Source organism: Lichenibacterium ramalinae (genome assembly GCF_004137085.1).
GTDB classification, from domain to species: Bacteria; Pseudomonadota; Alphaproteobacteria; order Rhizobiales; family Beijerinckiaceae; genus Lichenihabitans; species Lichenihabitans ramalinae.
On the sequence record NZ_QYBC01000013.1, the window covers coordinates 177,712 to 189,838 of the forward strand.

At 71.6% G+C, this 12,127-nt stretch carries 9 protein-coding genes; all 9 read left to right on the top strand.

Annotated features, from left to right (window positions below; genetic code table 11):
- Nucleotides 1–13: 13 nt before the first annotated feature.
- Nucleotides 14–1,072 carry a DUF2125 domain-containing protein gene (locus tag D3272_RS16440; protein WP_165361382.1) on the top strand — a complete coding sequence of 353 codons (1,059 nt, stop codon included), beginning with the start codon at nt 14–16 and terminating at the stop codon, nt 1,070–1,072.
- A 35-nt stretch (nt 1,073–1,107) separates the two neighbouring features.
- On the top strand, nt 1,108–3,513 hold the full coding sequence (locus D3272_RS16445) for a DUF3772 domain-containing protein (RefSeq protein WP_129220293.1): 2,406 nt from the start codon (nt 1,108–1,110) through the stop codon (nt 3,511–3,513).
- Nucleotides 3,514–3,745: 232 nt separating this feature from the next.
- Nucleotides 3,746–4,861, top strand: a complete 1,116-nt coding sequence (locus D3272_RS16450; protein WP_129220294.1) for a Fic family protein — start codon at nt 3,746–3,748, stop codon at nt 4,859–4,861.
- Nucleotides 4,862–5,077: 216 nt separating this feature from the next.
- Nucleotides 5,078–6,034 (top strand): hypothetical protein, encoded by a 957-nt coding sequence (locus tag D3272_RS16455; RefSeq protein ID WP_129220295.1) that lies wholly within the window; start codon nt 5,078–5,080, stop codon nt 6,032–6,034.
- Nucleotides 6,035–6,357: 323 nt separating this feature from the next.
- Nucleotides 6,358–8,646 carry an NADP-dependent malic enzyme gene (locus D3272_RS16460; protein ID WP_129220296.1) on the top strand — a complete coding sequence of 763 codons (2,289 nt, stop codon included), beginning with the start codon at nt 6,358–6,360 and terminating at the stop codon, nt 8,644–8,646.
- 156 nt (nt 8,647–8,802) lie between these two features.
- A complete protein-coding gene (locus D3272_RS16465) occupies nt 8,803–9,879 on the top strand; it encodes a Gfo/Idh/MocA family protein (RefSeq protein WP_129220297.1) in 1,077 nt (358 codons plus the stop codon).
- Nucleotides 9,879–10,703, top strand: a complete 825-nt coding sequence (locus tag D3272_RS16470; protein WP_129220298.1) for a sugar phosphate isomerase/epimerase family protein — start codon at nt 9,879–9,881, stop codon at nt 10,701–10,703. Before D3272_RS16465 ends, D3272_RS16470 begins: the two co-directional genes overlap by 1 nt.
- Nucleotides 10,700–11,506 carry an alpha/beta fold hydrolase gene (locus tag D3272_RS16475; protein ID WP_129220299.1) on the top strand — a complete coding sequence of 269 codons (807 nt, stop codon included), beginning with the start codon at nt 10,700–10,702 and terminating at the stop codon, nt 11,504–11,506. Before D3272_RS16470 ends, D3272_RS16475 begins: the two co-directional genes overlap by 4 nt.
- Nucleotides 11,507–11,516: 10 nt before the next feature.
- Nucleotides 11,517–12,127, top strand: a 611-nt coding sequence (locus D3272_RS16480; RefSeq protein WP_165361383.1) for a ribulose-phosphate 3-epimerase, incomplete at its 3' end; no start/stop codon positions are given.

The window sequence follows — 12,127 nt, forward strand, 5'->3', positions numbered from 1 at the left end:
GGAGGGAACCGTCGTGAGCGACGCCGTCGTGCTCCGCCGCGGCCGCCGTCGCCCGGGCGCCGCCGTGCTGGTGCCGCTGCTGTCCGTCGCCATCCTGGTGCTGGGCTGGACGGTTCTGTGGGGCTTCGCGCGCCAGCAGGCCGGCGCCGCCCTCGACGGCTGGATCGCCGCCGAGGCCGCCCACGGCCGCAGCTGGACCTGCCCGGACCGCACGATCGACGGCTACCCGTTCCGCATCGCCGTCGCGTGCCGGGGCGTGACCTTCGCGGGTGCCGTCGACGGCAGCCCGGGCGAGGGCCGCCTCGCCGGGCTCACGGCCCGGGCCTGGCTCTACGAGCCTAGCGCCGTCTACATCGTGCTCGACGGGCCCATGGCGCTGACGACGGCCGACGGCCGCGCCGACTTCACGCTGGCCTGGGACCGGTTCGGCGCCAAGCTGCGCGGCATCTTCGGCGACAGGCGCCGCGCCGAGATCGTCGGCGAAGGCTTCACGCTGACGCGCCCCGGGGCCGCCGGCACCACCGCCCGGCGCATCGCGCTCCGCGCCGGCCCGGCCCTCGGCGCCGCGGTGGGCGAGACGGCCGCCGATGCCGATGCCGTCGATGTCGCCGTCTCGGGCCTCGCCGCCCCGCTCCTCGATGGCGTGACGGGCGAGACCGCCGCCACCGACGCCACCCTGTCCGGCACGGTGACGCGGGCCTTCGGCGACCTGCCGGACTTCGGCCCCGCCACGGTCGAGCGCTGGCGCCGCGCGGGCGGGCGGCTCGACGTGGCGAACCTCGCCCTCGCCAAGGGCCCGCTGTCGCTCGGCGCCGCCGGCACGCTGGGCCTCGACGAGCTGCACCGCCTGCAGGGCCGGCTCGACGCGCGGCTCGGCGGCTTCGAGCCGCTCGCCAAGCGCTTCGGCATCTCGCTCGGCGCCGTGCAGGTGGGCGGCCTGCTCGCCGACCTGCTCGGCACCAAGCCGGCCGCGGCCGCGCCCGGCACCGTCTCCATGCCGATCGGCTTCGCCGACGGCCGGGTGTCGGTCGGGCCCTTCAAGACCGGGCTGCGCCTCGTGCCGCTCTACTGACCCGCCCCATCGTTCCCGAGACCCGAGGCCGCCTCTTGCCGATCCGCTTCCTGTCCGTCCTGTCGCTCGTCCTCGCCCTGCTGGTCGCGCCCGCGCTCGCCCAGGTGCCCAACAAGGCCGCCGGCGACCTCGACATGGCCAAGCAGACCCTCGACGCGGTGGACCAGCGGCTGGCGCGCGGCGACCTCAACGACGCCGTGCTGCTGCAGCTCCGCCAGCAGATCGACCCGGTGGCGTCGCAGATGAACGGCGTCGCGGCGGATCTCACGCCGCGCATCGCGGCCGTCAAGGACCGGCTGGCGCAGCTCGGCCCCAAGCCCGACGGGAAGGACGGCACGACCGAGGCGCCCGCCGTCACCGAGGAGCGGGCGACCCAGCAGAAGCTGTTCGACGACCTCGACGCCACGCAGAAGCGCGCCCGCGTGCTCGCCGTTCAGGCCGGCCAGGTCAGCGACACGATCGTCAGCCGCCGCCGCGCCCTCTTCGCCCACGACCTCTTCACGCGCTCGTCGAGCCTGCTCAGCCCCGGCCTGTGGGTCGCGGTGGCGGCGGAGGTGCCGGACGACGCGAGGCGCATCGTCACGCTCGGGGAGAACTGGGTCCAGGCCGCCTATGACGGCCAGTCGCCGGCCCGCCGGACCGCGCTGGGCATCCTGCTGGCCCTGATCGCCGCGCTCTACTATCCGGCCTGGCGCGTCGCGGTGCGGTTCCGCGGGCGGGATCCCGCCGCCAAGCCGTCGCGCTTCGTCAAGGCCATCTGGGCGCTGCGGGTCATGGCCGTCACCGCCGTGGTGCCGACCGCCTCCGTGCTGGCGGTAGGGCTGCTCGTGACGCTGTTCGACCTGCCGACGCTCCTCGCCTCCATCGGCTCGGCGCTGACGGTCGCCGTCATCGGCGTGTCGGTGCTGATCGGCCTCGCCCGGGGGCTCTTCGCGCCCAAGAGCGCGAACTGGCGCCTGCCGCCGATCGACGACGGCACCGCCAAGAACCTCTACCACCTCACCATCACGGCGACCGTGATCGTGGCGGTCGTGCATTTCGTCGAGGTCGTCAACGAGTTCATCGGCGTCGGCGTGCCGGTCGCCATCGCGACGCGCGGCGTGGGCGCCGTCGCCGTCATCGTGGCCCTGGCCCTGGCGCTGCGCAAGAGCTGGCTCCGGCGGGACGAGGCGAGCCAGCGCGGCGCCGCGAGCCAGCGCTGGGCCACGCTGCTCCGCACGGCCGGCCGGGTCGTCGGGCTGACGCTGCTGGTGTCGGTGCTGGTGGGGTTCGTGGCCTTCGCGGCCTTCCTGGTCGAACAGCTCATCGCCGTCGCCGGCACGCTGGAACTCCTCTACGTGCTGCTCATCCTCACCGCCGAGGGCTTCGGCACGCTGACCAAGGCGCAGACGCCGGCCGCGCAGGCCCTGTCGGCGGTGCTGGGGGTGCGGCAGGAGCGCATCGACCAGGCCGCCATCCTGCTGTCCGGCCTCGTCAAGGTCGCCCTCTACGTCGTGGCGGTGCTGCTGGTGCTGGCGCCCTGGCGCATCGAGTCCGGCGACATGGTGGCGACGGTCGAGGCCGCGTTCTTCGGCTTCTCGCTCGGCGGCGCCACGATCTCGATCTCGTCGCTGCTCGTCGCCGTGCTGCTCTTCGTCGTCGCCATGACGGCCAAGCGCGCCGTGCAGCGCTGGCTGGAAACCCAGTACCTCCCCCACACCAAGCTCGACACGGGCCTGCAGAACTCGCTGGTGACGAGCCTCGGCTATCTGGGCTTCGTCCTGGCCCTTGGCCTGGCGCTGGCCTATCTCGGCCTCTCGTTCGAACGCCTGACGCTCATCGCCGGCGGCCTGTCGGTCGGCATCGGCCTCGGCCTGCAGACCGTGACCAACAACTTCGTCTCGGGCCTCATCATCCTGTGGGAACGGGCCGTGCGGGTCGGCGACTGGGTGGAGGTCGGGGCCGAGCAGGGCTACGTGCGGCGCATCAACGTGCGGTCGACCGAGATCGAGACCTTCGACCGCGCCCTCGTCATCATGCCCAACGCGTCGCTGATGTCGGGCGTCGTCAAGAACTGGGTGCGCAACGACCGGGTGGGCCGCATCAAGCTGTCCTTCACGGTGCCACTGTCGGCCGACCCCGAGGAGGTCCGCACCGCCCTCGTCTCCACCGCCAAGGCGCATGACCGGGTGCTGGCCATCCCCAACCCCACGGTGCTGTTCACGGCCCTGACCGAGGCCAACATGAGCTTCGATCTCATCGCCTTCGTCGAGGACGTGGAAAGCCGGGCCCGCATCACCTCGGACCTGCTCTACGACATCCATGCCAAGCTCAAGGCGGCCGGCTACGCCAACCCGCCGGCGGCCCCGACCGTGTCGAGCCCCGCGCTCGACAAGCTGGACGCGTGGCTGAACCAGAAGCTGGCGGGCGACCCGGGGGAGCAGCGCACGGCGGCGGAGTGAGGCGGGGGCGATGCGACGACGAGATCGACATGGCACCAGAGCGTGTCGATCACGTTGGATTTCGGCGACATGCCGTGACAGGGTGATGGCCCCGCCAGGATGCCCGCAACGTGCCGTTCCGCGCCGACAAGACCCTCATCGACCACGTGCACGTCGGTAATTCCCTCAACGACTTGGCTGCCACGGTGTTGGCGCGCCATGGAGGTCGGCTTCAGAGGACCATCGTCGTCCTATGACCGTCCTCTACCACCTGGGCCGCTTTCCGCCCGACCGACTCGATTGGCAGCGACTCCTACCTTTGATTGGACCCGCCAATGCAGCCGTCGCGCTGTACAGGGGTGCTCTGCTCAGCGTTCCCAACCCGGATGTCCTCCTGTCACCCCTGACGGCGCAGGAAGCCGTTCTCTCAAGCCGCATCGAAGGCACGCAGGCGACTCTCGGGGAAGTCCTGGAGTTCGAGGCGGAGGGGGATGCCAACAACGAGACCACGCCCAAGACGGCCGACATCCAGGAAGTGTTGAACTACCGCGCCGCCCTTCGGGAAGCGACACAGCTTTTGCGCGTTCTGCCGTTGAGTCAGCGTGTCATCCGGCAGACCCATGCGGTCCTGATGCAAGGCGTCAGGGGGCGGAATAAGGCTCCCGGGGAGTACCGAGGGGTCTCCAATTGGATCGGACCAACCGGTGCCGGCGTCGAATCGGCCCGCTTCGTGCCTTGCGGAGCAGACAAGCTCCGCGGCTGCATGGATCGCTTGGAGTCCTACATCCATGAAGCCGCCCCGGATCGGCTCGTGCAGCTGGCGATCGTCCATGCCGAGTTCGAGGCAATCCATCCCTTCCTCGACGGCAATGGCCGTTTGGGGCGGCTGATGATCCCCCTGTTTTTGTTCAGCCATGGGCTGCTGGAGCAACCAAATTTCTATATGAGTGAATTTCTTGAGCAGAACCGCGAAAAATATTACGAGTGCCTGCTAGCGACCTCCGCGCGAGATGATTGGACGGGTTGGTGCGAGTTCTTTCTAAAGGGCCTGATCGCACAAGCCGAGGTGAACCAGCGCAAAGCGCAGGCCATCGGCAACCTTTACCGCGAGCGTCTTGACTGGATCGCGCAGGAAACGCGATCGCAATATGCAGTGCGCGCTCTGGACTGGATGTTCGGTCGACCCATCTTCAAGACGTCGGATTTCACGGCCGCCGCCGAGATCCCTGCACCGACCGCAATTCGCATCCTCCGCATCGTTCGTGATCGGGGCCTGTTGCGCGAGATCCGTCCCGCGAGCGGCAGGCGGCCTGCCATCCTGGCCTTTGCCGAATTGCTCAACATCGCGGAAGGTCGAGCCGCTTTCTGAGGATCACGCCTTCACGACAAAATTCGTTGTCGATCACCAAACGCGCTTTCGTGATCGACAACGAGTTTTGTCGTGAATGCGTGATCGACAAACGCCCGCACCGGGACGCCTGCACCCTCCGACGGGCCTGACGCGGGGCTGACCGCGCCGCCGGGCCGCGTGGCGTCGGGCCCCGCCGCCGGTGTAGGGTGGGGCACGATCAACGGAGAGGTTCGCGTGTCCACGAGATCCGCTTCAACGCGCGCCGCGCTGGCGGCGCTCTGCGCCGGCCTGGCGGCGTCGCTGGCCCCGGGCCCGTCCCGCGCCGCCGACGCGGAGCTGCCGGATTGGCTCGCCGCCCATGTCGGCACAGGCGAAGGCCAGATCGCCGCGCCGGTGCTGCGCCGGGCACGGGCGCTCTACGCCCGCAAGCTCGCCGAGGGCGCGGTGTCGAACGCCTGCTGGTTCGCCATGGACGCGACCCGACCCAACGATCCCGACGGCGGCCGCTTCTACGTGGTGTGCGAGGCCGACCAGACGTTCACCGCCATCCCGGCCGGCCACGGCTCGGGGCTGGACCTGCCCGGCGCCGCGGACTTCCGCAACGGCCGCCGCTGCGCCCGCAACTTCGGCAATGCCGCCGACTCCAATCTCACCACCGGCGGCGCCTACGTGACGGGCGCGGCCCGCACCTCCTTCAAGGGCTACTACCGCGCTTCGACGGCCGGGGACGCGCCCTTCCTGCGCACCTTCGTGCCCTTCGTCGGCGAGGGCGAGACCGCCAACGCCAGCGCGCGCGAGATCGGCGGCCACGCCGCCGTGACGCTGAAGGGCGTCTGCCTGCGCCGCGATCCGGCGAGCCCCTATGCCAACCCGCAGGGCTACGTGCCCTTCGGCCACCTCGTCGACTATGCGGGCGGCCGCTCCAACGGCTGCACGAGCTGGTCGGCCTCGGATGCCGACAAGATCGGCGCCCTGGTCGAGGGCCGCCCGACGACGCTCTACATCTACCCCGAGGCGGCCGACATCCGCGCCGCCACGCATGGCGGCGCCTATTGGAACGCCTCCTGCGCGGGCGAGATCGGGACGCCGCGCTTCTGGTCGCGGGGGGCGCTGGAGCCGATCATCGCGCGCTACAAGGCAGCCCATCCCGCGCCGCCGCCCCGGCCGGTGCCGCTCTGCACGGGAGAGTGAGGCCGGGTCGTCTCCGCGCCGTCGCAGCCGCCGGCAGGATGTCGAGGGGATCCCGCATGCGGGCCCCGAGGCCGCGCCGGAAAGGCCCGCCACCGCGCCGGCCGGGGTCGACGGCGACCCGATGGATCTCGCCGCTGCTCGCCTCCCGACCGTCGACGGCCCGGGGTTGCCGTCTTCACGGTCGAGCCTGACGCCCGCGTCCAAGCCAACCTGCACAGCGGGCACGAGAATTGGCCGGACGGCTGTCGCTCCCCCCGCTATCCCTCAGCCCCCTCCCGCCCTATCCTCCCTCGACTCGCACCCGAACGACGAGCCAGGACAACATGAACGACACCACAAGCGGCCGACCCAAGCGCCGCACGATCACGGACCAGGAAGCGCTTCAATTCCATTCGCAGGGCCGACCCGGCAAGCTCGAAGTCATCGCCACCAAGCCCATGGCGACCCAGCGCGACCTGTCGCTGGCCTATTCGCCCGGCGTCGCCGTGCCGGTGAAGGCCATCGCCGAGGACCCGGCCCGCGCCTACGACTACACCACCAAGGGCAACATGGTGGCGGTCATCTCCAACGGGACCGCCATCCTGGGGCTCGGCAACCTCGGCGCCCTCGCGTCCAAGCCCGTGATGGAGGGCAAGTCGGTGCTGTTCAAGCGCTTCGCCGACATCGATTCCATCGACCTCGAGGTCGACACCGAGGACCCGGACGCCTTCATCGCGGCCGTGCGCTACCTCGGCCCCTCCTTCGGCGGCATCAACCTCGAGGACATCAAGGCGCCGGAGTGCTTCATCATCGAGGAGCGCCTGCGCGAACTCATGGACATCCCGGTGTTCCATGACGACCAGCACGGCACCGCCATCATCGCGGCCGCCGGCATGCTGAACGCCATGAAGCTCACGGGGCGCGACATCCGCGACACGAAGCTCGTGTGCAACGGCGCCGGCGCGGCCGGCATCGCCTGCCTCGACCTCATCAAGGCCATGGGCTTCCAGCCGCAGAACGTGCTGCTGTGCGACACCAAGGGCGTCGTCTACCAGGGCCGCGAGAGCGGCATGAACCAGTGGAAGTCGGCCCACGCCACCGGCACCGAGAAGCGCACGCTGGCCGAAGCCTGCGAGGGCGCCGACATCTTCTTCGGCCTGTCGGCCAAGGGCGCGCTGACGGCCGAGATGGTGAAGAGCATGGCGCCCAAGCCCATCATCTTCGCCATGGCCAACCCCGACCCCGAGATCACGCCCGAGGAGGCCCATGCGGTGCGGGGCGACGCCATCGTGGCGACGGGCCGCTCGGACTATCCCAACCAGGTCAACAACGTCCTCGGCTTCCCCTACATCTTCCGCGGCGCCCTCGACGTGCGCGCCACCACCATCAACATGGAGATGAAGATCGCGGCCGTGCACGCCCTGGCCGACCTGGCCCGCGAGGACGTGCCCGACGAGGTGGCGGCGGCCTATGGCGGCTCGCGGCCGCGCTTCGGGCGCGACTACATCATCCCGGTCCCGTTCGACCCCCGGCTCATCCACACGATCCCGCCGGCCGTGGCGCGCGCCGCCATGGACACGGGCGTGGCGCGGCGGCCCATCCTCGACATGAAGGACTATGCCGCGCAGCTGTCGGCGCGGCGCGACCCCGTGGCGGGCGCGCTGCAGAGCATCGTGGAACGGGCGCGGCGCTTCCCCAAGCGCGTCATCTTCGCCGAGGGCGAGGAGGAGCAGGTCATCCGCGCCGCCGTGTCCTTCACCAACCAGGGCCTCGGCACGGCGCTGCTGGTGGGGCGCGAGGAGCGCATCAAGGCCACGGCCCTCGCGGCCGGCGTCGACCTCGACGAGCAGCGCGGCATCGAGATCCACAACGCGCGGCTGTCGCACCGCAACGCCACCTACGCCCAGTTCCTGTACCAGCGCCTGCAGCGCAAGGGCCTGCTGTTCCGCGACTGCCAGCGCCTCATCAACACGGACCGCAACCACTTCGCCGCCGCCATGCTGGCGAACGGCGACGGCGACGCCATGGTGACGGGGGTGACGCGCAACTTCTCCGTCGCGCTCGGCGAGGTCCAGCGCGTCATCGACCCCAAGCCCGGCCACCGGCTGATGGGCGTGTCGCTCGTGCTGTCGCGCGGCCGCACCGTGCTGGTGGCCGACACCGCCATCACCGAGATGCCCACCGCCGAGGACCTCGCCGCCATCGCCGTCGAGGCGGCACGGGTGGCGCGGCGCCTCGGCACCGAGCCCCGGGTGGCGCTCCTGGCCTTCTCGACCTTCGGCCACCCGCCCGGAGAACGCTCGCAGCGGGTGCAGGACGCCGTGAAGATCCTCGACGCCCAGCACGTCGACTTCGAATACGACGGCGAGATCGCCGCCGACGTGGCGCTGAACCGCGAGCGCATGGCGGCCTACCCGTTCTGCCGCCTGTCCGACGTCGCCAACGTGCTGGTGATGCCGGCCTTCCACTCGGCTTCCATCTCGACCCACATGCTCCAGGAGATGGGCGGCGCCACGCTGATCGGCCCCATGATCGTCGGGCTCGACCGGCCGGTGCAGATCGTGCCGCTCGGCGCGCGCGATTCCGACATCGTCAACATGGCGGCCCTGGCGGCCTTCAACATCGGCGGTTGACCGACGGCGCCGGGACGCGCCCCCGCGGGGGCAGCCCGGCGCTGCGTTTTCATGCGCGGATCTGCTGTTTCATGCTTGACGGGTGCGGCGCGCTGCGTTGTTCTGCGGCAAACGGCGGCTCGGGCGACCGGCCTCCGATGCGGCGGGAGGCGATCGATGATCCAGAAGGACGGGCGGCGGCTGCGGGTGGGCGTGCTCGGCGCCGGGCCCATCGCGCAATTCGCCCACCTCGAATCCTGCGCCAAGGCGCGCAACGCCGACCTCTACGCCATCTGCGATGCGGCGCCTGACCTGCTCGCCCGCATGGCGGCCTTCTACGCGCCGGAGCGCACCTTCACGGATTACGACGCCATGCTGGCCGACCCGGCCGTCGAGGCCGTGGTGGTGGCGACGTCGGATGCCTGGCACGTGCCCGCCGCCATCGCGGCGCTCGAAGCCGGCAAGGCCGTGCTGTGCGAGAAGCCGCTCGGCACGGCGGTCGAGGAGGTCGAGGCGCTGCGCGATGTCGTGCGCCGCACCGGCCGAGTCCTCCAGGTCGGCCACATGAAGCGCTTCGACCCCGGGCTCGAAGCCGCCAGGGCCTTCATCGACGGCGAGATGGGCCAACGCCTCGCCCTCAAGGCCTGGTATTGCGACTCGACCCATCGCTACACGATGACGGATGCCGTGCAGCCGCTGCCGGTCTCCAGCGCGGCCCAGAAGAAGCCCGCCGGCAACCCCAAGGCGGACCTGCGCCGCTACTTCATGCTGGCCCATGGCAGCCACCTCGTCGACACGGCGCGCTTCCTGTGCGGCGACATCACCGAGGTGCGGGCGCGGCACTCCGAACGGTTCGGCGCCCAGTGCTGGTTCGTCGAGACCGGCTTCGCCGACGGCACGCTCGGCCACCTCGACCTGACCGTGGCGGTGCGGATGGATTGGTTCGAGGGCTTCCAGCTCTACGGCGAGCACGGCAGCATTTTGGCCAAGACCTACAACCCCTGGTATTATAAATCCAGCGACGTCGAGATCTTTCACGAGGCCAACGCCACGACGCGGCGCGTGCTCGGCGCCGACGGGCACTTCTTCCGCCGCCAGCTCGAGGGCTTCGCCGCCTGCGTGCTCGACGGCGTCCCGCAGCGGGGTGCCGACGTCGAGGACGGGCTCGCCTCCGTCAAGGCCATGGCGGCCATCGCCGAATCCGCCCGCAGCGGCCGAGCCGTCGCGGTCGCCGACATGACGGGAGCCGTGTGATGCAGCTCGGCATCTTCGCCAAGACCTTTCCGGGCACGGACCCGGCCGCCGTGCTGCGCGCCGTGGCGGCGGCCGGCTATGCCGGCACGCAGTTCAACATGGCCTGCTGCGGCCTGCCGGCGCTGCCGGACGCGGTGGAGCCCCCCGTCCTGGCGGCGGTCGGGGCGGCGGCGCGGGACAGCGGCGTCGCGCTCTCGGCCTTGTCGGCCACCTACAACATGATCCATCCCGACCCGGCGGTGCGTCAGGACGGCCTGGCGCGGCTCGGCGTGCTGGTCGAGGCGGCGCGGGCGCTCGGCATCCCGCTCGTCACGTTGTGCACCGGCACGCGCGACGCCGAGGACCAGTGGCGCCACCACCCCGACAACGCCCGGCCCGAAGCCTGGGCCGACCTCACGCGCGAGATGGAACGGGCGCTGGCGCTGGCCGAAGCCGCCGGCGTCGACCTCGGCGTCGAGCCCGAACAGGCCAACGTCGTCACGTCGGCCGCCGACGGGCGCCGCCTCATCGCCGAGATGGGATCGCGGCGCCTGAAGCTCGTCATCGACCCCGCCAACCTGTTCGAGCGGGCGAGCCGCGCCGAGGCCCGCCGCATCGTGGCGGAGGCCGTGGACCTCGCCGGCGACGCCATCGCCATGGCGCATGCCAAGGACCGCGACGCGGCCGGGGGCTTCGTGACGGCCGGGACCGGGGTGGTCGACTTCCCCGACTTCATCGCCCGGCTGCGCGCCGTGGGCTTCGACGGGCCCGTCGTCACCCACGGCCTCACGGCGGCCGAGGCGCCGGGCGTGGCGGCCTTCCTGCGCGGCGAGGTCGCGCGGTGACGCGGATCCCCTTCACGCGCGACGACGCCGCCCTGCAGGGCTATGTGTCCGGCACGGGCCTGCCGCTGCTCTATCAGCATGGGCTCGGCGGCGCGGAAGCGCAGGTGGCCGAGACCGTGCCCGACCACCCCGGCGTGCGGCGCCTGACGCTGGAATGCCGCGGCCACGGCGCGTCCCGGCCCGGCACACGGCGGCCCTTCTCCATCGGTCTCTTCGCCGAGGACGCGCTCGCCTTCTGCGACGCCGAGGGCGTCGGCGACCTCGTCGTCGGCGGCACCTCGATGGGGGCCGCCATCGCGCTGCGCATCGCCGTGCGCCACCCCGGGCGGGTGCGCGGCCTGATCCTGGCGCGGCCCGCCTGGCTCTTCGCGGCGGCGCCAGAAACCCTGCGCCCCTACGTGGAAGCCGCCGCCGCGATGCGCGCCGCCGCGCCCGCCGCGGCCAAAGCCGCCTTCGCGGCCTCGCCGACGGGCCGGCGCCTGGCAGCCGAGGCGCCCGACAACTACGCCTCGCTGATCGGGTTCTTCGACGCGCCGGACCTCGCCGCCCTGGCCGACATCCTCGCCGACATCGCCGGGGACGGCCCGGGCGTCGACCGGCAGGAAGCCGCCGCCCTCGCTGTCCCGACGCTGGTGATCGGCCACGGGGAGGACCTCGTCCATCCGCTGGCCACCGCCGAAGCGCTCGCCGCCACGATCCCCGGCGCCAGGCTGGCCCGCATTCCTTCGAAGCAGAGCGCCCGCCCCGCCCATGTGGCGGCCTTCCGGGCCGCCGTGGCCGACTTCCTCGCCCCCCTCACCTGACGGACCCGCCATGACCCAGAAGCCCGACGCCGGCTGGCTCGCCGCCCTGCCCCGGCACCGCCTGCTCGCCGAATATTCGCTCTGGTCGGCGGACCTCGCCAACCTCGAGCGCGACATCGCCCGCACCGAGCCCCACGCCGACCTCTACCACGTCGACGTCGCCGACGGCCGCTTCGCCCCCTCCTTCCTGTTCTTCCCCGACCAGGTGGCCCGCATCCGCGCCCTGACGGCGAAGCCGCTCCACGTCCACCTCATGGTCGAGGGCGACATCGTCCTGGCGCAGATCCGGCAGTTCGCCGAGGCCGGGGCCGACCTCATCACCGTCCATGCCGAGAACGGCCCGGTGGTCGACGAGGCCCTCGGGCTCATCGCCGACCTCGGCTGCGCGGCCGGGCTGGTGCTGCGGCTGGAAACCCCGGAAGCGGCCGCCCGCCCCTGGCTCGACCGCGTCGCCTTCGTCACGCTGCTCGGCACCGCCATCGGCGTGAAGGGCCAGGGCCTGTCCGACACCGCTTGTCCCCGGCTCGCCGCCATGCGGGGGCTGATGCGCGAGGCCGGACGCGAGGCCGACATCCGGCTCGCCGCCGACGGCGGCATCCGCGACACCACGGTGCCGCGCCT